This window comes from Plantactinospora sonchi (assembly GCF_036422035.1).
In the GTDB taxonomy this organism is placed as follows: Bacteria; Actinomycetota; Actinomycetes; order Mycobacteriales; family Micromonosporaceae; genus Plantactinospora; species Plantactinospora sonchi.
Window position 1 is genome coordinate 344134 of the sequence record NZ_JAZGQK010000006.1, and the last position, 20365, is coordinate 364498.

The following is a 20365-nucleotide window of genomic DNA, read 5'->3' on the forward strand; positions in this document are numbered from 1 at the left end:
CTGGCCCCGTCCGCGCGCGGAACTAGGATCGCCGTACGAGTTCATTCGTCACACCCTGCCGGTCGCGGTGATGGGCGTACGCGCCACCACCGGGTTGCCGTGAGCTAGAACACGCCACATCCAGACTCGGACACGCCGATCTTCGAGTGGCGCAACATCGGAAATAACCGGACTTTTCCGGTTCGCTACGTGATACTCGCCCCACCCGAGCCGGAGATTCCCGAAACCGGGGAGACGAGCCACCGTCACCGCCCTGCCTCGCGCCTTCGGCGGGTGGACGAGCCACCGGTCGTCGCCGAGGCCGCCACCGCCGCGCCGACCGCGGTCCCACCGGGCGCGTCGCCCGGATCGCCCGCGGGTACGCCGTCCCGGCCGAGCAGGTACTGCTCGACGAGATGGTTCCAGTCGCAGCCGCGGCACACCTCCACCACGTACACCTGGAACTCACGCAGGGTCATCGCCAGCACCGACAACTCCGCGCGGGTGCGGGCCTGACCGGCCGACTGCCTGAGCTCATCACCGTAAATGTAGTGCACGTGGGTGAGATTCTCGCGGCGGCAGACCGGACAGAGCGTTTCGGTCGGTTCGCCGTGGAATCGTGCGGCGTTCTTGAGGTACGGCGACGCGTCGCAGACCTCGTACGTGCCGACCCGGCCCGAGTGCACCTCACGCAGCAGCGCTCGCTTCTGGAGCGAGTAGTCGACGACCTGGCGCTGCGTACGCATGCGGTGAAGGGTAACCGGTCCGGCCGGACGAGGCGACCATCGTCACTGAGAGTAGTTGAAATTGTGCGGTGTGAGGGTTTGCCTCACCGTCGCCGAGGGTTTACGGTGCGATGTATCGGGCCGATACATCGAGTCGGCCACGACGGTCCCGACCAGGTGGTCGGATCCTCATCAGGACGAGAAAGGGGCGCTCATGCTTGAGCTCGCCATTCTCGGCCTGCTGCAGGAGTCCTCGATGCACGGCTACGAGCTCCGCAAGGAACTTACCGCCAAACTCGGGGCAATCCGCGCGGCCATCAGTTACGGCTCGTTGTACCCGACCCTGCGCCGGCTGCAGGCGGCCGGTTGGATCACCGAGGCGGGCCAGGCGCCGGCCACCGCCGAGGAGATCCCGGCACTGACCAGTCGACGCGGCCGCGTCGTCTACAAAATCACCGCAGAGGGCAAGGAACGTTTCGCCGAGCTGATCGCCCAGACCGGCCCGGAGAGTTACGAGGACACCGGGTTCGGCGTCCACTTCGCGTTCTTCGCCCGTACCGACCGCGCGACCCGGCTCAGGATCCTGGAGGGCCGTCGCCGCAAGGTCGAGGAGCGTCGCGAGGGTCTGCGCGACGTGTTGAGCCGGGCAGCCGAACGACTCGACGCGTACACCCTCGAACTGCAACGCCATGGCCTCGACGCCTGCGAGCGTGAGGTGCGCTGGCTGGAGGAGCTCATCGCCAACGAGCGCTCCGGCCGGGCCCCGGCAGGGTCCACCCCGGGCACCGTCCCGGGTTCCCCGGGCACCGTCCCGGGGTCGTCAGAAGAGAACATCCCGCCTCCGCCTGGGCAGTCCAGGAATGAGCCGGAGCGGCCGTGATGAACACAAAGGAGGCAAACGCGATGGGCTCCGTCCGCGTCGCCATCGTCGGTGTGGGTAACTGCGCCTCGTCCCTGGTCCAGGGCGTCGAGTACTACCGCAATGCCGACCCCAACGACCGCGTCCCGGGTCTCATGCACGTGACCTTCGGCGACTACCACGTCTCGGACGTGGAATTCGTCGCGGCGTTCGACGTCGACGCCAAGAAGGTCGGCATGGACCTCGCGGAGGCGATCGTCGCCAGCGAGAACAACACCATCAAGCTCTGCGACGTGCCGCCGACCGGCGTCACCGTGCAGCGCGGTCCGACCTTCGACGGTCTGGGCCAGTACTACCGGGAGATCGTCCAGGAGTCCGACCGTGAGCCGGTCGAGGGGGGGGCCGCCCCCCCCCCCCCCCCGGGCGGCGGGGGGGGGGGGGGCCGGGCCGGGGGGGGCCCCCCCGGGGGCCACGGCCCTGTCGCCCGCCGTGGGGCGGGGCCCCGCCGCCCGGCCCCGCCCCCACGCCCGGGTCGACGTGGTCGTGTCGTACCTGCCGGTCGGCTCCGAGCAGGCGGACAAGTTCTATGCCCAGGCCGCGATCGACGCCGGCTGCGCCTTCGTGAACGCGCTGCCGGTCTTCATCGCCTCCGACCCGGTCTGGGCCAAGAAGTTCACCGACGCCGGGCTGCCGATCGTCGGCGACGACATCAAGAGCCAGGTCGGTGCCACCATCGTGCACCGCGCGCTGGCCAAGCTCTTCGAGGACCGCGGCGTCGAGCTGCTGCGCACCTACCAGCTCAACTTCGGCGGCAACATGGACTTCATGAACATGTTGGAGCGCAACCGGCTGGTCTCGAAGAAGATCTCCAAGACCCAGTCGGTGACCTCCCAGATCCCGCACGAGATGAGCAAGAGCGACGTGCACATCGGCCCGTCGGACCACGTGCCGTGGCTCGACGACCGCAAGTGGGCCTACATCCGGCTGGAGGGTCGCTCGTTCGGCGACACCCCGCTGAACGCCGAGCTCAAGCTCGAGGTCTGGGACTCCCCCAACTCGGCCGGTGTGATCATCGACGCCGTCCGGGCTGCCAAGATCGCCCTGGACCGGAAGATCGGTGGACCGATCCTCTCCGCGTCGAGCTACTTCATGAAGTCGCCGCCGGAGCAGTACGCGGACCACGACGCCCACCAGGCCGTCGAGGACTTCATCGCCGGCAAGGTCGAGCGTTGAGCCGCTGAGATGACGTACGGCACGCGGGGTCGGACCGGGAACGGTCCGACCCCGCTGCTGTTCTCCGGGCTGTTGGCGATCGGCCTGCTCGGCGCGCTCGCCGGCTGTGCGGAGTCCGGCACCCCGACCGCCGGCACCCGGACCGTCCGGGTCACCGCCGGACCGGCCAGCCCGGACGCCACCGTCGCGCCGCCGGTCCGGTCGACACCGCCCTACCGGTGTTCGCCGACTCCGGCACCGGTCGGTTCGCCCGGCACCACCCCGGGCAGCAGCACCGCGGGCATTCCGGTGACCGACGCACCGGTGCCGGACCTCGGCGCCACCGGGACGGTCCGTCCGCCGACCGAACAGGAGCTGGCCGAGCAGTTCGGCCGCAACGAGCAGGCCAACAAGACGTACCGGATCCGCGGTCAGCTCGGCCAGGCGGCGGCCGGTGACGCGACGGTCTGCGCCCGCCAGGTCCAGGACGTCCTGGACGGGCTGCGGAAGCAGGAACGCTACGACGCCGCCGCGCTCACCCGGGCGCTCGGCCGGACCCCGCTGACCGACATCGTGGTACGCCCACCCGGGCGGCTCGACGCGTCCGCCGGTGACGGTCTGCTCTTCGCCGGCTGGACCGGGCACGCGTGTGTGTTCGGCAGCCACGGGGAGTCGGGGTCCACGGTCGAGATCGGCGCCCGGATCGCCGACGGCGGCTGCCTGCCCGCCCCGGACTGAACACACCGCTCCCGTCAACCCCGCTCACCTTTACCCCCGGGGGGTATGCTGTCGTCCGGAGGGGGCGGTCGGCATGCGCGACGGGCGGAACCAGCACGGACACGGTGACCAGCGGCACCACGGTGACCAGCGGCAGCACGGCGGGCACCGGCAGCACGGCGGGCACGACAAGCACGCCGGTCACGACCCGTCCGCGTTCCGCCGGAAGTTCTGGCTGAGTCTGCTGCTGACCCTGCCGATCGTGGCCACCAGTCACATGGTGATGGACTGGTTCGGCTACTCGCTCGACTTCCCCGGCATGTCGCTGGTCGGGCCGGTGCTCGGTTCGGTCGTCTTCCTCTACGGCGGTTGGCCGTTCCTGACCGGCGCCGTCCGGGAGGCCCGGGACCGGGCACCCGGCATGATGCTGCTCATCTCGATGGCGATCGCCGTCGCGTACGTCGCCTCGCTCGCCACCAGCCTCGGCGCGTTCGACCTGGACTTCTGGTGGGAACTGGCCGCCCTGGTCACCATCATGCTGCTCGGGCACTGGCAGGAGATGAAGGCCATCGGTCAGGCCCGGGGCGCACTGGCCGCGCTGGCCGCACTGCTGCCCGACGACGCCGAGCGGGTCGACCACAACGGTGCCGTACACCGGGTGTCGCTGGCCGAGTTACAGGTCGGTGACCTGGTGCTGGTCCGCCCGGGCGCCCGGGTACCGGCCGACGGCCCGATCGTCGACGGCGGCGCCGAACTCGACGAATCCATGATCACCGGCGAGTCGCGGCCGGTGCCGAAACAGACCGGGGACCGGGTGGTCGCCGGCAGTGTGGCCACCGACTCGGCGATCCGGGTCCGGGTCGACGCGCTCGGCGAGCAGACCGCGCTCGCCGGCATCCAGCGGCTGGTGGCCCAGGCCCAGCAGTCCAGCGGACGGGCCCAGGTGCTCGCCGACCGCTTCGCCGCCTGGCTGTTCTACCTCGCCACCGCCACCGCCACGGTCACCTTCGTGGTGTGGACGGCGCTCGGCGACGTCGACCAGGCGGTGGTACGTACCGTCACGGTGCTGGTGATCGCCTGCCCACACGCGCTCGGCCTGGCGATCCCGCTGGTCATCGCGCTCTCCACGGCCGTGGCCGCGAAGGCCGGCATCCTGGTCAAGGACCGGCTGGCGCTGGAACGGATGCGCACCGTGGACGCGGTGCTCTTCGACAAGACCGGCACCCTGACCCGGGGCGCGCACACCGTCACCGCGGTCGCGGCCGGCCCGGATCTCGACGTACCCCACGGCGGCCGGGCGGAGGACGAGGTGCTCCGGTTGGCCGGCGCGGTCGAGGCCGACAGCGAGCACCCGCTGGCCCGGGCCATCGTCGCCGCCGCGGCCGACCGGACGGGTACGGCGTCCGCGACGGACTTCCGCTCACTGCCCGGCCGGGGTGTCCGGGCCACCGTCGAGGGGCGGGAGTACGCGGTCGGCGGCCCGGCCCTGCTGCGCGAACTTCCCGCCCGTACCGGGGAGGAGCTCGACCGGGTCGGTGCCGACTGGTCGGCGCGCGGAGCCGCCGTCCTCTACCTGGTACGCCTCGACGACACCGGCCCCCGGATGCTCGGTGCGCTCGCCCTGGAGGACGAGGTACGCCCGGAGGCGCGCGAGGCGGTCGCCGAACTGCGACGACAGGGCATCCGCTCGATCGCCATGATCACGGGCGACGCCCGACCGGTGGCCGAGTCGGTCGCCGCGAAGCTGGGCTTCCGGCCCGGCGTGGACGAGGTCTTCGCCGAGGTCCTGCCGGCGGAGAAGGACAGCAAGGTGACCGAGCTGCGCGATCGCGGGCTGACCGTGGCGATGGTCGGCGACGGGGTCAACGACGCACCGGCCCTGGCCCGGGCCGACGTCGGGATCGCGATCGGCGCCGGTACCGACGTGGCGATCGAGTCGGCCGGGGTGGTGCTGGCCTCGTCCGACCCGCGCGGGGTGACCGGCGTGATCCGGTTGTCCCGGTCCGCGTACCGGAAGATGGTCCAGAACCTGGCCTGGGCCGCCGGCTACAACGTCGTCGCACTTCCGCTCGCCGCCGGGGTGTTCGCCTGGGCCGGGTTGGCACTGAGCCCCGCCGTCGCCGCGATCCTGATGTCCGGCTCGACCCTCGTGGTGGCGCTCAACGCCCAGCTGCTCCGCCGGGTGCGACTGGCCCCGGACGGGTAGGCGGCCGGGCTCGGGCGAGGCCAGGCCGGCAACCGTCAGGTCCGGTGGGAGTCGGGGCCCGGCAACCGTCAGGTCCGGTGGGAGTCAGGCCCAGGCGCGTTGGAAGGCCACGCCGGCCTCCAGTTCCAGCAGATGACGCTTGCGGGGCAGGCCGCCACCGAAGCCGACCAGCTTTCCGCCGGCGCCGACGATCCGGTGGCAGGGCACGATCACCGGGATCGGGTTGCGGTTGCAGGCCACCCCGACCGCCCGGGCCGCGCCCGGGTCGCCCACCGCCGCCGCGACCTCGCCGTACGTCCGGGTCTCGCCGTACGGAATCGTCGCCATCTCGGCCCAGACGGCCCGTTCGAAGGCGGAGCCCTGCCGGACGTGCAGGGGCACGGTGAACCCGGTCAGCTCACCGGCGAAGTACGCCCGCAGCTCGGCGACCACCGCCGCGAGCGCCGGATCGGCGGGTCCGTCCGTCGTCTCGACCGGTCCGAAGCGCACGCCGCAGACGCCGACGTCGTCAACGCCGACGGACAGTTCCCCGATCGGTGTGTCGAGCACGGTCCACCGCATCCGCCCATTCTCCACCCCGGCCGTCCCGGTCAGCCCGGCCATCGGTTGCAACGCGGGTATGCACCTGCTAACTTTTCTTGGCATGTGCAGGATTTCGTTATGAGCAGGGCCGGCCCAACCGGCGATGACCTGATCCGGGTACTGGCCACGCTGGCCAACCCGCACCGGGTGCGGGTCGTCGCGGCGCTGGTCCGGGGACGGAACTACGTGAGCCAGCTGGCTCGCGACCTGGACATCAGTCGGGCGCTGCTGCAGGTCCATCTCCGCAAGCTGGAGGCCGCCGGCCTGGTGTCGTCACACCTCGAGCTGTCCGAGGACGGGAAGGCAATGAAGTTCTACGAGGTCAACGAGTTCGATTTCCGGCTGACGCCGGAGGCGGTGGAGGCAGCGGCGCGCACGCTGAGCCTGCCGGAGCCGGATGGACGGGACAGCAAGGAGGGGACGGGATTGTGAACGAGTACGACTGGACGGCCATGAACACGGACGACTGGACCGAGATCGTCGGAGTCGTCGGCCTCTTTGTCCTGATCATCGCGGTGATCCTGACGGTCATCATCCAGGTTTCCCGCACCGTGCGGGCCAAGATGGCGGCCGGACGCGAGGGTGAATACAAGGCACTCGCCGAGGCGGCGGTCCGTACCCAGGAGGGCACCGAGCGCCAGTTGGCCGAACTCGGCGGACGCCTCGCCGCGATGGAGTCCCGGATGACCTCACTCGAACGGGTCCTCAAGGACGTCGAGTAACCGCTCCTCACCGTCCGGGCGCGGGACCGCCCGGCCCTGGGCCGCCGAGCGCCAACTCGGCGGCCCAGGAGGAAGAAGCACCACCTCGCCCATTGGCGAGTTCTCCACGCGACACTCCTTCAACGGGAAGGACAGCACTTCATGCTGCCCAGAAGCAAACCGGTCCGGGTCACCGCCCGGACGACCGCCTGGGGCACGACCCTGCTCGCCGCCGTCACCGTCACCGGACTGCTCGGCTTCCCCGGGGCGGGCACGGCAGCGTCCCGCGCGGTCCCGACGTCACCGAGCATCAGCTGGCAGCCGTGCGCCCAGGACGCCACCGCGCAGTGCGGCACCCTGGCGGTACCGGTCGACTGGGACCACCCGGACGGACCGACGTTCGACCTGGCGCTGGCCCGGCGTACCGCGCCCGAACGGGCCGACCGGGTGGGGACCCTGTTCTTCGGCCCCGGCGGTCCCGGGGACTCCGGGGTGAGTCGGGTGGCCGACCCGGACAACTTCCGGCGGTTCAGCCCCGAACTCCAGCGTCGGTTCGACATCGTCAGCTTCGACCCGCGTGGCGTGGGCGCCAGCAGCCCGGTGCGCTGCTCGACCGGGTTGCTCGACCAGCGGCCCGCGCCGGTACTGACCAGTCAGGCCGACTTCGACAACACGGTGGCGTACAACCGGAGGCTGTGGCAGGACTGCCGAGAGCGGACCGGGCCGGTCTTCGACCACGTCGACACGTCGAGCATGGCCCGGGACCTGGACGCCGTACGGGCCGCTCTGGGCGAGGAGCGACTGACGTACCAGGGCAGTTCCTACGGCAGCCTGCTCGGTCAGCGGTACGCGGAGCTCTTTCCGCACCGGGTCCGGGCGATGGCGTTGGAGAGCGTCATGGACCACAGTCTGGGCACCCGGGAGTTCCTGCACACCCAGACCGCAGCCGCGCAGGACTCGTTCGACGCGTTCGTGGCCTGGTGCGACCGGACCGAGGACTGCGCCCTGTACGGGCAGGACATCCAGGCGGTCTGGGCGGACCTGATGGACCGGGCAGGGCGCGGTGAACTGCCCGACCCGCAGAACCCGTCGGCCGCGCTCACCCCGTACGCGCTCAGCGGTGCCCTGGCGGTACGCCCGCTCTACGATCCCGACTACCCCGCGCTGGCGCGGACGATCAACACGCTGAGCACCACTGGCCCGGCCCCGGTCGGCCAGGCCCGGGACGGTGTTCCGACCGGGCGGACGGCACCGACCACCGCCAATCCGATGCCGATCTTCTGCCAGGACTGGAACCTGCCGATCCGGGACTACCGGGAGTACGCCGCCCGGCTCCGGGAGATGGCCCGGATCGGGTCCGATCTGCCGTACCCCCGGGCGCTGGCCGGGGTGGAGTCCTGCCTCGGCACGCCCCCGGCCGACCACCCGCAGCACCGGCCACGGATCCGGACCGGGCAGCCACTCCTGCTGCTCAACGCGGTGCACGATCCGGTCACCGGGTACGACTGGGCCACCAGCGTGGCTCGGCAACTCGGCCGGCACGCTGTACTGCTCAGCTACGAGGGCGCCGGCCACGGCGTCTACAACGCCACGTCGTGCACGAGGGACACCGTGGACCGTTACCTGATCCGGTTGACGGTGCCGGCCCACGGTACGCGCTGCCCGGCCGCCGAACCGGCACCGGCCGCCTCCGCCGGGTAGTCAGCGGGCAAGCGACCGGGCTCGGCGTTCCGGAGACGGAGCGTCCGAGCCCGGCCCGGCGTCGCCCGGTGTGACGCAGCCCGGTGTGACGCCGCTACGACGGGAACGACAGCAGCCGTTCGGTGTGGTGGGTCGCGATGCCGAGCATGAACTCCCGGTTCGGGAAGTCGCCGTCGAGCAGCCGCAGCGGGCCGGCGACCAGCGACACGTGCTGGGCGAGCTGGTAGAGCCGCAGGCGCCGCTCGTCCAGGCCGTCCGGCCGCAGCAGCGGATAGTGCTCGCCGAAGCGGATCCGCAGGAACACGTGCTCCCACTCCACGTCGAAGAACATGGTGCCCTCGATGTCGACCAGCACCGGTTCACCGGCGGCGTCCACCAGGACGTGGTCCGGACCGAGCTCACCGTGGATCAGCCCGTACGACGTACGCGGCTCGATCGCCGAGGCCAGCTCGTGCACGAGGTCGGTCAGCCGGGACCGTTCCCGGGCGATCCGCTCGTCCCGCCCGGCCGCCTCGGCGAGGTCCTTGAGCGCCCAGCTCCGTACCACGTCCAGTGCCGACGGCAACGGGGGTGACTCCGAGCCGGCCACCGCGACCTTGCCGACGTACGCGCCACGGTGCTCGTGCATCACCGCGAGCACCTCGGCCAACCGGGCGACGGTACGGGCCGCCGCCTCCGGGTCGTCCGCCAACCGCTGCTCCAGGTTCGCCCCGGGGATGTCCTCGACCAGGGCGATGTCGGCCGGATACCACTGTCGGCTCCGGTCGAGCAGGTGGACCTCGGGCACCCGTACGCCGATCCGGGCGTAGGCGGCGGTGGCGGCCTCGAACAACACGCTGTCGGGGGCGTCGGCGAGCATCCGCTGGCGCGGCGCACCGTCGGCGTCCCGGGTGGCGGTCGGCCAGAAGTTCTCCTCGGGGCTCCAGACGTAGGCGACCACCGTGGAGTTGTCGTCCAGGGTCAGCCGGTACACGCCCTTCTTGGTGCCGCCGCGCAGCCGGGCCACCGTACTGATGGTGCGGGCGGTACCGAGGGCGGCCCGGACCACGGCGGTCAACTGGTCGGTGTCGGCGAAGGCGCGGGTGCGGGAGGCGTCCATCCGCGCACGGTAGTGGAACCGCCTTGCCCCGATCATCCCGTTTACCGGCAGTCTGGCCGGGAACCGGAAACCCGTTCGGGTTACCCGGCTCACACTCTGACCGATCGGTTAGTTTCTGACCGATCGGTCAGGCACCCTGGGTCGGAGGAGGTGGTGGGATGGCGCGCGGCAGAACCCGCGACGAGATCCTGGCCGTGGCGGCCCGGCAGTTCGCGCACGCCGGCTTCAAGGGCACGTCACTGCACGACATCGCGGTCGAGGTGGGCTGCTCGAAAGCCACCCTGCTCTACCACTTCGACAGCAAGGAGGCGATCCTGGTCGCCCTGGTCGCCCCGGCCGCCCGGGACCTGGCCAGCCTCGACGCCCGGTTCGACGGTCTGGACCCCGCCGCCGCGCGGGAGACCGCCATCGAAGGCTTCGTCGACCTCGTGCTGAGGTACCGGCGCGAGGTCGCGCTGATCTACGACGACATGCCGCACCTGCTCGAACATCCGGCCTTCGCGGACCTGCAGCCGGCCACCACCCGGTTGGTCGCCACGTTCGCCGGCCGCTCGACCGACCCGGCCGCGCAGATCGCCGCCCAGGTGCTGCTCGCCGGGATCACCGCGGTGGTCATCGACTGCCCCGACGACAACGCCGAAGAACTCCGTCGGGCACTGGTCCAGGTCGCCCGACGCGCGCTGGTCACCGGCGCCTGACACCACCACCGCAGCCACCTCCGAAAGCCACCACCGCAGTACCTCCGAAAGCCGCTCCACCCCATCTCCGAAGGCGCTCCACCCCCCGACAAGGAAGCGACATGGCGACACTCCTCTACCGGCTCGGCCGGGCCTCGTTCCGGCGCCGCCGGCTCGTCGTGGTCCTCTGGCTCGTCGCACTGGCCGCGCTCGGCGGCGCGGCGGTGGCGCTCATGGGCCCGACCTCCAACAACTTCTCCATCCCCGGCACCGAGTCGCAGCGGGCGATCGACGCGCTGCAACGGGAGTTCCCGGAGGCGAGCGGCGCGACCGGCACCATCGTGGTGGCCGCGCCCGAGGGTCAGCAGCTCACCACCCCGCAGCACCAGCCGGCCGTCGCCGCTCTGGTCAAGGAGGCCTCGACCCTGCCGGGTGTGGTGGGCGCGCTCGACCCGTTCACCGCCGGCGCCGTCTCCCCTGACCGCCGGTACGCGCTGATCCAGGTCCAGTTCACCGAGCGGGCCGACGGGGTCACCGAGGCGCAGCGTGCGGCGTACGAGAAAAGTGGCGAGAGTGCGACGGCGGCCGGGCTGCGGGTGGAGCACGGCGGCGAGGTGATGTCCGGCCCGCCCGAGGTCGGCGGCACCGAGGCGATCGGTGTGGTGATCGCCCTGGTGGTCCTCGTGGTGACGCTCGGCTCGCTGGTCGCGGCGGGGATGACCATGCTCAACGCGCTGCTCGGCGTCGGCGCCGGGATGGCCGGCCTGTACGCGCTGAGCAGCGTCGTCGACCTGACCAGCACGGCACCGATCCTGGCCCTGATGCTCGGCCTGGCCGTCGGCATCGACTACTCGCTCTTCATCACCTCGCGTTACCGGCAGAACCTGCTGGAGGGGCTGGAGCCGGAGGAGGCGGTCGGACGCGCGATCGGTACCGCCGGCTCGGCGGTGCTCTTCGCCGGGGTGACCGTGGTGATCGCGCTGGCCGGGCTCGCCGTGGTGAACATCCCGTTCCTGACCATCATGGGGCTGGCCGCGGCCGGCACCGTGGCGGTCGCGGTACTGGTCGCGTTGACCCTGCTCCCGGCGTTGCTCGGCTTCGCCGGTCGCCGGGTGCTGCCGCGCCGGCTGCGTACGGCGACGACGGACGGCGGTTACACCGGCCGGTCCGAGGGCTTCGGCTTCCGCTGGGCACGACTGGTCATCCGGCTGCGGGTACCGGTGATCCTGGTTTCGGTGCTCGGGCTCGGCGCGCTCGCCATCCCGGCCGCCGACATGCGGGTCGCGCTGCCGGACCACGGCAGCGCCCCGGTGGGTACGCCGCAGCGGGCGGCCGCCGACCTGATCACCGAGGGCTTCGGGGCGGGCTTCAACAACCGCCTGGTGCTGGTGGTCTCCGGCGACTCGGCGGAACGGACCGGTGCCGCCGCCCAGCAGGTCGCCGCGGCCGTGCAGGGTACGCCGAACCTGCTCGCGGTCGCCCCGCCGAATCCGAGCCGGGACCAGCGCACGGCCCTGCTGGCGGTCATCCCGACCACCGGCCCGACCGATCCGGCGACCGAGACGCTGGTGCACGACCTCCGGGCCAGGGTCGCCGCGATCGACGGCACGGACGGCGTCGAGGTGGCACTCACCGGCCAGACCGCGGTCGGGATCGACGTCTCGGAGAAGCTCGCCGACGCCATGCCGTGGTACCTGCTGCTGGTCGTCGGCCTGTCGGTGCTGCTGCTGATGCTGGTCTTCCGGTCGGTGCTGGTGCCGGTGAAGGCAGCGCTCGGCTTCCTGTTGACCGTCGGCGCCACCTTCGGCCTCACCGTGCTGATCTTCCAGCAGGGTCACCTCGCCGACCTGGTCGGCCTGGACACCCCGGGGCCGCTGGTCAGCTTCCTGCCCATCCTGCTGATCGGCATCCTGTTCGGGCTGGCGATGGACTACGAGGTCTTCCTGGTCTCCCGGATGCGGGAGGACTTCGTGCACGGCGACACCCCGACCCAGGCCACGGTCAACGGGATGGGCCACGGCGGCCGGGTGGTCACCGCCGCCGCGCTGATCATGACCTCGGTCTTCGCCGGCTTCGTCCTGATGGACGACCCCGTGATCAAGTCGATGGGCTTCGCCCTCGCGATCGGGGTGGCGATCGACGCGTTCGTGGTCCGGATGACCATCGTCCCGGCGGTGATGTCGCTGCTCGGTCGGGCCGCCTGGTGGCTGCCGGGCTGGCTGGCGCGGATCCTGCCGAGCGTGGACATCGAGGGTGAGCGGCTGCGCCACCACCTGGGCACGACCGAGGCGGAGCAGCCGGAACTCTCCCGCGTCTGACCGGCGCGTCATCCGGATCACCGGAGGCTGTCGGGTGCCGTCGTAGCGGCGGCGGCCCGGCAGCCGCCGGTCAGCGCAGATCCCAGAAGAACGCCCGTACGTCGTCGACGAACTCGTCGGGCAGTTCCAACGCCGCGAAGTGGCCGCCCCGGTCGAACTCGGTCCACCGCCGGATCCGGTGCGTCAACTCGGCGATCGGTCGTATCGCCCGGGTGATGCCGTGGGCGAAAACGGCCACGCCGACCGGCACCGGGCAGGGCAGCGGTGCGCCCGTACTCTCCGGTGCAGAGCCGCAGGTCACCACCGGCCCGGATATCTGTCCGAGCGAGGCAAACTTCTCCCGGGCCAGAGCGTCTCTGCAGGGGGGAGGTGAGTCGTGGGACGGACGTCCGAGGAGGAATTCACCCAGTTTGTGCATGAACGGGGTGACGTGCTGCTCCGGGTCGCCCAGGCCCTCGCCGGCGACCGGTACGCCGCCGAGGACCTGCTGCAGAACGCGCTGGCCAAGGCGTACGCCCGGTGGCCCCGGATCCGGGGCGACGCCGAGCCGTACGTCCGGCAGATCCTCTACCACGACCAGGTCTCGCTGTGGCGGCGCCGGGGCCGACGGTCCGAGGTGACCGTCGCCGAGGTGCCGGAACGACAGGCGGTCGCCGCCGGACAACTCGACCACGACACGGCGGTACGGATGCTGCTCCGGGACGCGCTGCGCCGACTGCCGCCCCGGCAACGGGCCGTGCTGGTGCTGCGCTACCTGGAGGACCAGACGGTGGAGCAGACCGCGGCCATGCTCGGCTGCCGGCCGGGCACCGTGGCCAGCCAGGCGTCCCGAGCCCTCGCCAAGCTCCGCGACCTCGTCCCCGAGTTCGCCGAGCTGGCACAGCGGACCGAGCGCGGCGACGCCCCGGACCGGGACGCGACGGATCGGAAGGCGACCACCGAACGGCAGACCGCCGGCCCGGCCACCGGGGACGGGTCCTCCCCGGTACGGCGACCGGAGCTGGTGGGCCAGCGGAAAGAGCGGACGGCACCAGTCGAGCGGGCGGAGGTCTACCGATGAGCGGGAACGCGGAACGGGTACTGCGGGAGGCCGTACACGAACTCGCGGGTGACCCGCACCAGTCGCCGGACTTCGTGGCCGGGGTGATCAGCCGGGGTCGGCGGGTCCGTCGCCGGCGGCGGGCCGGTGCCACGGCGGCGATGCTGGTCGCGATCGCCGCCATCGCCGCGCCGTACGTCTGGCTGCGGCCCGAGACGGAACCGCCTCCCACTGCGGTCGCCGCCGCGCCCGAGGAGTCCGAGGCTCCCGAACTGACCACCGACGCCCTGCCGCCGATCCCCGACCCGTCCCCGGTGCCGCCGGTACGGAAGGACTGGCAGAACGGCCCGCTGGTGCTGCCCGGCGGGTGGATCGCACTCGCCGTCTCGGCCCCGATCGTCCCCGGCTCCTGGGTCTACGACCGCACCGCCGGTCGGTACGTCAGCCTCGGCAAGGACTACCAGCAGGTCCTGCCCGCGCCACGCGGCTCGCTGGTGGCGGTGCAGCGGAACGCCGGTTCGAGTGAGATCGGCCTGCTCGACCTCAGCACCCGCGAGGTGCGGTGGACCAGCGCGGTCGGAGCGATCCTGAGCCCGCAGTGGTCGCGGGACGGCAGTCAGTTGTTGGTCACCATCTTCGACAAGCAGCCCGGCGGGGCCCGCTTCGGAATCCTGGACCCCGCGAACGGCTCGTTCCGGCAGTTCCCGGTCTCCAACCGACAGCACTGCACCGACATCTGCCGGTTCAGTTGGCTGCCGAACGGCCGGGAGGTCGCCCTGCCGCAGTTCGGCATCCCGTCGGACCCGGGCCCGGACCCGAAGGCGAAACGCCCCCAGTTCCAGATGGAGATCTTCGCTGCCGACGACGGCGCACCGATCCGGGTCGTACCGGTCCCCGGCAGCGTCTCCGGCACGACCTCCTGGTCCCCGGACGGGCGGTACCTGGCGGTGCAGGCCGCCAACTCGCCGCAGCTCGTGGACGTCGGAACGGGCAGGTCGGTCGGCAGGCTGCCCAGCGCCGACGTCACCTGGGTCCGCGACGACCGGCTGCTCTACCTGGATTTCGACGACGACGCGATCCCGGCCGCGGTGCTGATCGACCTGAAGGGTGTGGAGATCCAGCGCCTGCCCCTTCCCCGGGACTTCGTCAAGGCCAAGGTTCTTGTCGTACCGAACTGACCGACACTGAAGGAAAGTTTCTACCCAAGGTGCATCGACAAAGACTATTGTCGCGATGACCCCCTGGGGAGGACTCATGCGCACCGCGATCCTGGCCGCTCTCGTCACGACGGCGGTGGCCGCCACCACGGCCGTCGGCACCGCCGGTCCCGCCACCGCGGCCGACGACTACTACCTGGCCACCACCGAGCAGGTCAGCAACCGGGTGCTGGTCTGGAACCGGAACGTGGCGTGGACCGACGCCAACCTGCACTGGCAGTTCACCCCGGGCACCACGTCCGGCGCCTGGCAGAACCTCTCCGACGTACGGATCCGCGCCACCGCCGCGTTCGGCACCGTCGCGCTGGTCACCGCATCGGGCGGACGAGCGGCGATCATCGACGTGAAGAGCGGACAGCCCCGGGCCACCACCGCCGACATCCTGTGGCAGGCGACCCCCGGCGGCAACCCGCACGCCATCGAACGGATCCCGGACAACGGTTCGATCGTGGTGGCCAGCTCGGGCGGCACCCTCAAGCTCTACTCACCGACCGCGATCAGCGACCCGGGCACCCTCGCCCTGGTGCAGACCATCTCGTTCCCGGGCGCGCACGGCGTGCTCCACGACCCGACCAACGGGTACGTCTGGGCGATCGGCGAGGGCAGGCTGGTGTCGTACAAGGTCAACGGGACGTACCGGAACACCCGGCTCGCCGCGACCGGCACCGCGATCAGCCTCGGTACGTACACCAACTCGGACGGGGTGGTGACGCCGAACCTCGGGCACGACCTGCAGCCGTCGTACACCGACCCGAACACGCTGCTGATCACCCACACCACCGGCGTCTTCTCGGTCAACACCAGCAGCCGTACCCTGACCAGGATCTCCAGCACCACCCGGGTGAAGGCGTACGTCAACCAGACGCCCGGTGGCGAGCGGGCCTGGGTACGCGGCGACAACACCGGTTCCCGTACCTGGGGCAGCCCGACCGTGCAGTTCTTCGACGCCGCCGGCACCGCCACCGAGGCGAAGACCCGTTCCGGCGCCGAGTTCTACAAGGTCCGGAACTGGACGACCGCCTTCGAGTGAGCGACCGCCACCGGTGACCGACGGTGCGGACCGACGCGCCGCTACCGGTGACCCGTCGCAGACCCCGTCCGGCGCGGTTCACGTCGAAGCGGCCGCCGCGCTGCCGAAGTGGCCTGGCACACAAGCGATGCGCAGGTCCGGCGGCAGGCGTCGGTCAGAACGGCTGGAACGCCTCGAAGGGTGGCTCGACCAGGGCGTCGGGCAGCCGGTACGCCCGACAGCGCGGCACCGACCCGGCGGTCGGGTCGTCGCCGATGTGCCGGAGCGTCCCACCGTCGAACGCGTCGGGCAGCGCGGTCCAGCCCAGGTTCCGTTCGTAGTATCGGGCGGCGGTCCGCACCGACGGCGTCCAGTCGTCGTCGAGCACGACCAGCCCGCCCGGCCGGACGATCTTGCGCAGGAAGTAGAGGTCCACGAAAACCTCGTGGAACCGGTGGCTGCCGTCCACGAACGCCGCGTCGGCGACGAGTCCCTCGGCGAGCAGTTGTGGCAGCACGAGGGACGACTGCACGGTCAGGAGCCGGGCGTTCCGGTCGAGTCCCACCGAACGCATCAGTTCCCAGCCGACGTTGGACCAGGCACTCTCCTGGTACGCGTCGATGATGACGTGCCGCGGCTCCGGTCGGTCGACGGCGACCAGCGCCTCCCCGATCGCCAGGGCGGAGCTGCCGTACGCGAGCCCGACCTCGACAACCGTTGCCACGCCTTCGGCGATCAACAGGTCCCGCAGCAGGTCGCAGTCGACCTCGGGCAACGCCACCGTCTCGAAGTCGCGCTCGTGGGGCCGAGTCCACGACGGCCCGTTCCGCACGAGTCGGCGGCGTACCTCGGCGATCTGACCGCGATGCTCGACGGCGCCCATCGGACCAGTGTGGACCACCGGACGAGCTGACGCCGGTTCCGTCGGTGCACGCGGGCGGGCCGCCCCCGTGGCGGCCCGCCGGCCTGCGGTCAGTCGTCGATCGCCTGGTAGACGGCGGTCCAGAAGTCGCTCCACATCGGCATTCTCTGGTCGCCCGCGTGTGCCCGCTGCATGACCGCGATTGCCGTCAGGTCCTCGGCCGGGTCGTTGTACCAGGCACTGCCGTAGAAGCCGGACCATCCGTAGCTGCCGACCGAGGGGCCGAGGTGGGTACGGCGGGTACGGACCGACATCCCGAAACCCCAGCCCATGGTGTCGAAGTATCCCGGCCAGAACCCGGAGACCGCCTTCTGTTCCGGGGTCAGCTGGTCGCTGGTCATCAGCGTCACCGACGGCCGCGACAGCACCCGCTCGCCGTGGTGGGTACCGCCCGCGAGCAGCGCCGAAGCGAAGGCAAGGTAGTCGTCGGCGGTGGAGACGAGCCCGCCACCGCCGGATTCGAACGCCCGCGGCCGGCTGAACCGCCCGTCGGGGGCGTCTTCGACGACCGACTCACCGGTGGGGGCGTTGTCGCGTTCGTACGCCGTCGCCAACCGCTCGATGCTCTCGCCGCCCACGTTGAACGCGGTGTCCTTCATCCCGAGCGGATCGCAGATCCGCTCGCGCAGCGCCTCCCCGAAGGACATGCCGGTGGCCCGGGCGATGAGCACGCCGGTCACGTTGGAGGCGATGTCGTACATCCAGCGCTCACCGGGTTGGTGGACGAGCGGAAGCGCGCCGAGCTGGCGCATCCACTCGTCCGGCGACGGGTAGCTGAGTGCGTCCAGCGCGTCGGCGATCGGGACCGTTCCCGGCTCGGCCGGGACCACGCCGGTGCCGGCGGTGTTGGCCAGCAGATCCCGCAGCGTGATCGGACGGTTCGCCGCCACGGTGTTGTCCAGTGGCCCGTCGGGGTCGGCGAGCACCGTCATGTCCGCCAGCTCCGGAAGGAGGTCGTCGACCGGGTCGTCGAGGCGGAGTGTGCCGTCTTCCACGAGCGTCATGACGCACGCGGCGACGATCGGCTTCGTCATCGAGCCGGTACGCCAGATGGTGTCGCCCGCCATCGGCGTTTTCGACCCGGTGCCCTCGAACGCGAGGTAGCCCGTCGCTTCGACGTGCACCTCGCCGTGGCGGGCGAGGACGGCCATCGCACCCGGGACGAAGCCGGAATCGACGTTACGCTCGAGCTGCTGTCGTACCCGAGCCAGCCGTTTCGCCGAGAAGCCACCACTGGTCATCTGTCTCGCCCTCTCCTCACCGTTTTTGTTGCCTGTTTCCGGGCTGTGTCGTGCGCTGTGTCAGAAGCGGTAGGTGGTGTGGCCGAACGGGTCGCCCTTGGCGTTGCCGTGCCCCGCACTCGGTGTCACCTCGAAGACGACAGGCTCGGTACCGGGATTCTTCGGCGCCAGGGCACCATCCTTGACGGCGAGTTGCCAACGGCCGTCCCAACGCCGGCGGTAGAGCTCGACGAGCCGTCGAAGGAGTGCCTCGTCGGTCACCGCGACGGCGGTTCCCTCGATGGCCACGTCGAGGCCGCGTTCCCAGGCCGTGTCGCCGGCCAGGACCATCACCTGCGGGTTGGCCTGGATGTTGGCGTACTTCACCTCGGTGTCGCCGGTGTGGAAGTAGACCTTTCCGTCCAGTACCACCGGGACCATCGGTGTCGCGTGCGGACGACCATCGCGCCGCACGGTCACGATCCAGGCGACCTCCGCCCCGGCCAGCCTCGCCTCGGCCTCGGTCCACGTCACCGCCTCGGCCTTCTCGTCACTGTAGCGACGGTCGAGGCTCGTGCTTGTCGGCTCCATCACGCTCCCGAGGCTGATTGCAGAACGCAAGTGGTCGGCGTGACGTTAGCACCGCCGATTGCAAAGTACAATCAGAACCGATGGCTGACGTTCAAGAGCCGACGCACCGGTCGGGATGTCCGATCAACCTCGCGGTCGAGGTGATGGGCGACCGGTGGTCGCTGGTCGTGCTGCGCGACATGATGTTCGGCAACCGGCACTACTTCCGCGAGCTGCTGACCGGGTCCCAGGAGGGAATCGCCTCCAACATCCTGGCCGACCGGCTCCGCCGGCTGGTCGCTCACGGCCTTCTCTGGCGCGTCGACGACCAGACGCACCGTCAGAAGATCCGCTACAGCCTCACCGAGGCGGGCGTGCAACTCGTACCGGTCATGGCGGCGCTCGGCTCCTGGGGCCGCCGACACATGCCCGCCAGCCACGAACTCTCCGTCCGCGCCGAACTCCTCGAGCAGGGCGGCCCCGAGCTGTGGGACCGGTTCATGGACGAACTGCGCGAGCAGCACCTCGGCATCCCCCGGCCGCCGGGCACCCCGTCTGTCTTCGCCGAACTGCAGGCGGCGTACGAGGCCGCGATCGCGGAAACGGGCTGAACCCGCTCGCGCGGATCTACCGCGGGCATCACTCCGCGGGTGATCGCCGTGCCCACTCCGGCAGCCAGACGTCGGCGTCGGGCTTCCGCACCCGCCGACGGTCGAGGTGCTCGAGCAGCTCGGCGAGGGCGGGATGCGGGTTGTCGTCGCGCCAGATCAGCGAGATCGGGTAGACCGGTGCCGGCTCACGTACCGGTATGCGCCGCAGGTCGTAGCTGTCCGGCCAGAGATACCGCGTACGTTCCCCGGCCAGCGTCGCCAGTTCCGCGGAGTCGGCGATCTCGGCCAGCAGGACCTCGTTCCCGAAGGCCGGCCCGACCCGGTCGATGGTGAGGTCGAACGCGGCGGCGAGTTCGTCGTAGTAGGCGGCCCACTCGGTGCCGTCGGCCATGCCGGGCATCCAGATCCGGTGTTCGACGAGCTGTGCGGGCGTGACCGCACGGGCGTTGGCGAGCGGATGCCGTGGCCCGACGAGGATCTCGTGGTGCTCGTCGATCACCCGGGCGGTCCTGATCGCGTGCGGCAGCAGGTGCGTGGGCACGGTGACGGCGTGGAAGGTGGCGTCGACCGTCCCCGCCTCGACGGCTGCGGTCGCACCGTGGACGTCGGCGTCGAGGGTGACGACATCCAGCTCGATCCGCGGATGCGTACGGTGGAAGTCCTGGAGCAGCACCGCCGGCGCGGTGCGTCGGCTGTGGACGTCGATCCGGAGGGCCCGCCGACCGGGGCGTACCGAGGCGTCGGCGCGCGCTTCGACCCGGAGCAGTTCCCGGGCGTGCGGCAGGAACGCCTGGCCGTCGACGGTCAGCTGGGCGCCGCGAGCCGTACGGGTGAACAGCCGTACCTCCAGGTCCTTCTCCAGCGCGGCGATGCGCTTGGAGACGGCCTGCTGGGTGATCGACAGCGCGTCGGCGGCCTCCTGGAACTGACCGGCATCCGCGGCGGCGACGAAGGTACGCACGGCGTCGAGATCCACGGAGCGGAGCCTACCTTCACAACTT

At 71.1% G+C, this 20365-nt stretch carries 19 protein-coding genes and 2 pseudogenes; 13 read left to right on the forward strand and 8 right to left on the reverse strand.

Features of this window, described 5'->3' with window-relative positions; genetic code table 11:
- Window positions 1-245: 245 nt before the first annotated feature.
- Window positions 246-725 carry a DUF5318 domain-containing protein gene (locus V1633_RS07980; RefSeq protein ID WP_331213543.1) on the reverse strand — a complete coding sequence of 160 codons (480 nt, stop codon included), beginning with the start codon at window positions 723-725 and terminating at the stop codon, window positions 246-248.
- Window positions 726-918: 193 nt separating this feature from the next.
- On the opposite strand from V1633_RS07980, the gene V1633_RS07985 reads away from it, so the two are divergent.
- The 4 genes and pseudogenes from V1633_RS07985 (at window position 919) to V1633_RS08005 (ending at window position 5698) form a co-directional block, all read left to right on the forward strand.
- Complete coding sequence (locus V1633_RS07985) at window positions 919-1584, forward strand: PadR family transcriptional regulator (RefSeq protein WP_331213544.1); 666 nt, start codon at window positions 919-921, stop codon at window positions 1582-1584.
- Between the two features lie 23 nt (window positions 1585-1607).
- Window positions 1608-2796: pseudogene (locus tag V1633_RS36925) on the forward strand (inositol-3-phosphate synthase).
- A gap of 9 nt (window positions 2797-2805) precedes the next feature.
- The gene (locus V1633_RS08000; RefSeq protein ID WP_331213545.1) at window positions 2806-3513 is read left to right on the forward strand and encodes a hypothetical protein; all 708 of its coding nucleotides are present in this window, start codon (window positions 2806-2808) and stop codon (window positions 3511-3513) included.
- Between the two features lie 73 nt (window positions 3514-3586).
- Window positions 3587-5698, forward strand: a complete 2112-nt coding sequence (locus tag V1633_RS08005) for a heavy metal translocating P-type ATPase (protein ID WP_331213546.1) — start codon at window positions 3587-3589, stop codon at window positions 5696-5698.
- An 84-nt stretch (window positions 5699-5782) separates the two neighbouring features.
- Here the strand turns inward: V1633_RS08005 and V1633_RS08010 are convergent, their stop codons facing one another.
- On the reverse strand, window positions 5783-6259 hold the full coding sequence (locus tag V1633_RS08010; RefSeq protein WP_331213547.1) for a methylated-DNA--[protein]-cysteine S-methyltransferase: 477 nt from the start codon (window positions 6257-6259) through the stop codon (window positions 5783-5785).
- Window positions 6260-6358: 99 nt separating this feature from the next.
- On the opposite strand from V1633_RS08010, the gene V1633_RS08015 reads away from it, so the two are divergent.
- From V1633_RS08015 to V1633_RS08025, 3 genes are all read left to right on the forward strand, one after another.
- Complete coding sequence (locus V1633_RS08015) at window positions 6359-6712, forward strand: ArsR/SmtB family transcription factor (protein WP_331213548.1); 354 nt, start codon at window positions 6359-6361, stop codon at window positions 6710-6712.
- Complete coding sequence (locus V1633_RS08020) at window positions 6709-7002, forward strand: hypothetical protein (protein ID WP_331213549.1); 294 nt, start codon at window positions 6709-6711, stop codon at window positions 7000-7002. Before V1633_RS08015 ends, V1633_RS08020 begins: the two co-directional genes overlap by 4 nt.
- Window positions 7003-7143: 141 nt before the next feature.
- The gene (locus V1633_RS08025; RefSeq protein ID WP_331213550.1) at window positions 7144-8682 is read left to right on the forward strand and encodes an alpha/beta hydrolase; all 1539 of its coding nucleotides are present in this window, start codon (window positions 7144-7146) and stop codon (window positions 8680-8682) included.
- A gap of 94 nt (window positions 8683-8776) precedes the next feature.
- Here V1633_RS08025 and V1633_RS08030 read toward each other — a convergent pair whose 3' ends face one another.
- Window positions 8777-9781, reverse strand: a complete 1005-nt coding sequence (locus V1633_RS08030; RefSeq protein WP_331213551.1) for a phosphotransferase — start codon at window positions 9779-9781, stop codon at window positions 8777-8779.
- A 158-nt stretch (window positions 9782-9939) separates the two neighbouring features.
- Here V1633_RS08030 and V1633_RS08035 point away from each other — a divergent pair, with 158 nt between their 5' ends.
- Window positions 9940-10479: a TetR/AcrR family transcriptional regulator gene (locus tag V1633_RS08035; protein WP_331213552.1), complete on the forward strand. Its 540-nt coding sequence runs from the start codon at window positions 9940-9942 to the stop codon at window positions 10477-10479.
- Window positions 10480-10580: 101 nt separating this feature from the next.
- Window positions 10581-12776, forward strand: coding sequence for an MMPL family transporter (locus V1633_RS08040; protein WP_331213553.1), 2196 nt, complete (start codon window positions 10581-10583; stop codon window positions 12774-12776).
- Between the two features lie 70 nt (window positions 12777-12846).
- On the opposite strand, the gene V1633_RS08045 is transcribed toward V1633_RS08040, so the two are convergent.
- Complete coding sequence (locus V1633_RS08045) at window positions 12847-13014, reverse strand: hypothetical protein (RefSeq protein WP_331213554.1); 168 nt, start codon at window positions 13012-13014, stop codon at window positions 12847-12849.
- A gap of 138 nt (window positions 13015-13152) precedes the next feature.
- Between V1633_RS08045 and V1633_RS08050 the strand changes: the two are divergent.
- The 3 genes and pseudogenes from V1633_RS08050 to V1633_RS08060 all read left to right on the forward strand — a co-directional run.
- Window positions 13153-13638, forward strand: a pseudogene (locus V1633_RS08050) (SigE family RNA polymerase sigma factor); the annotation flags it as partial.
- Between the two features lie 194 nt (window positions 13639-13832).
- Window positions 13833-14993 carry a TolB family protein gene (locus V1633_RS08055; RefSeq protein ID WP_331213555.1) on the forward strand — a complete coding sequence of 387 codons (1161 nt, stop codon included), beginning with the start codon at window positions 13833-13835 and terminating at the stop codon, window positions 14991-14993.
- Window positions 14994-15069: 76 nt separating this feature from the next.
- On the forward strand, window positions 15070-16062 hold the full coding sequence (locus V1633_RS08060; RefSeq protein WP_331213556.1) for a DUF6528 family protein: 993 nt from the start codon (window positions 15070-15072) through the stop codon (window positions 16060-16062).
- 154 nt (window positions 16063-16216) lie between these two features.
- Here V1633_RS08060 and V1633_RS08065 read toward each other — a convergent pair whose 3' ends face one another.
- The 3 genes from V1633_RS08065 to V1633_RS08075 form a co-directional block, all read right to left on the reverse strand.
- Window positions 16217-16924, reverse strand: a complete 708-nt coding sequence (locus tag V1633_RS08065; RefSeq protein ID WP_331213557.1) for a class I SAM-dependent methyltransferase — start codon at window positions 16922-16924, stop codon at window positions 16217-16219.
- Window positions 16925-17013: 89 nt separating this feature from the next.
- Window positions 17014-18204 (reverse strand): serine hydrolase domain-containing protein, encoded by a 1191-nt coding sequence (locus V1633_RS08070; protein ID WP_331213558.1) that lies wholly within the window; start codon window positions 18202-18204, stop codon window positions 17014-17016.
- A gap of 60 nt (window positions 18205-18264) precedes the next feature.
- On the reverse strand, window positions 18265-18774 hold the full coding sequence (locus V1633_RS08075; protein ID WP_331213811.1) for a pyridoxamine 5'-phosphate oxidase family protein: 510 nt from the start codon (window positions 18772-18774) through the stop codon (window positions 18265-18267).
- Window positions 18775-18854: 80 nt separating this feature from the next.
- Between V1633_RS08075 and V1633_RS08080 the strand changes: the two genes are divergently transcribed.
- Window positions 18855-19364, forward strand: coding sequence for a winged helix-turn-helix transcriptional regulator (locus V1633_RS08080; RefSeq protein ID WP_331213559.1), 510 nt, complete (start codon window positions 18855-18857; stop codon window positions 19362-19364).
- A 28-nt stretch (window positions 19365-19392) separates the two neighbouring features.
- Here V1633_RS08080 and V1633_RS08085 read toward each other — a convergent pair whose 3' ends face one another.
- The gene (locus V1633_RS08085; protein ID WP_331213560.1) at window positions 19393-20340 is read right to left on the reverse strand and encodes a LysR family transcriptional regulator; all 948 of its coding nucleotides are present in this window, start codon (window positions 20338-20340) and stop codon (window positions 19393-19395) included.
- Between the last annotated feature and the right edge of the window lie 25 nt (window positions 20341-20365).

Coding starts and splice junctions, on each gene's coding strand:
- V1633_RS08060 (WP_331213556.1), top strand. CDS start 15,070: ATGCGCACCGCGATCCTGGCCGCTCTCGTCACGACGGCGGTGGCCGCC.
- V1633_RS08055 (WP_331213555.1), top strand. CDS start 13,833: ATGAGCGGGAACGCGGAACGGGTACTGCGGGAGGCCGTACACGAACTC.
- V1633_RS08075 (WP_331213811.1), bottom strand. CDS start 18,774: ATGGAGCCGACAAGCACGAGCCTCGACCGTCGCTACAGTGACGAGAAG.
- V1633_RS08010 (WP_331213547.1), bottom strand. CDS start 6,259: ATGCGGTGGACCGTGCTCGACACACCGATCGGGGAACTGTCCGTCGGC.
- V1633_RS08040 (WP_331213553.1), top strand. CDS start 10,581: ATGGCGACACTCCTCTACCGGCTCGGCCGGGCCTCGTTCCGGCGCCGC.
- V1633_RS07980 (WP_331213543.1), bottom strand. CDS start 725: ATGCGTACGCAGCGCCAGGTCGTCGACTACTCGCTCCAGAAGCGAGCG.
- V1633_RS08035 (WP_331213552.1), top strand. CDS start 9,940: ATGGCGCGCGGCAGAACCCGCGACGAGATCCTGGCCGTGGCGGCCCGG.
- V1633_RS08000 (WP_331213545.1), top strand. CDS start 2,806: ATGACGTACGGCACGCGGGGTCGGACCGGGAACGGTCCGACCCCGCTG.
- V1633_RS08015 (WP_331213548.1), top strand. CDS start 6,359: ATGAGCAGGGCCGGCCCAACCGGCGATGACCTGATCCGGGTACTGGCC.
- V1633_RS08065 (WP_331213557.1), bottom strand. CDS start 16,924: ATGGGCGCCGTCGAGCATCGCGGTCAGATCGCCGAGGTACGCCGCCGA.
- V1633_RS08025 (WP_331213550.1), top strand. CDS start 7,144: ATGCTGCCCAGAAGCAAACCGGTCCGGGTCACCGCCCGGACGACCGCC.
- V1633_RS08030 (WP_331213551.1), bottom strand. CDS start 9,781: ATGGACGCCTCCCGCACCCGCGCCTTCGCCGACACCGACCAGTTGACC.
- V1633_RS07985 (WP_331213544.1), top strand. CDS start 919: ATGCTTGAGCTCGCCATTCTCGGCCTGCTGCAGGAGTCCTCGATGCAC.
- V1633_RS08005 (WP_331213546.1), top strand. CDS start 3,587: ATGCGCGACGGGCGGAACCAGCACGGACACGGTGACCAGCGGCACCAC.
- V1633_RS08080 (WP_331213559.1), top strand. CDS start 18,855: ATGGCTGACGTTCAAGAGCCGACGCACCGGTCGGGATGTCCGATCAAC.
- V1633_RS08070 (WP_331213558.1), bottom strand. CDS start 18,204: ATGACCAGTGGTGGCTTCTCGGCGAAACGGCTGGCTCGGGTACGACAG.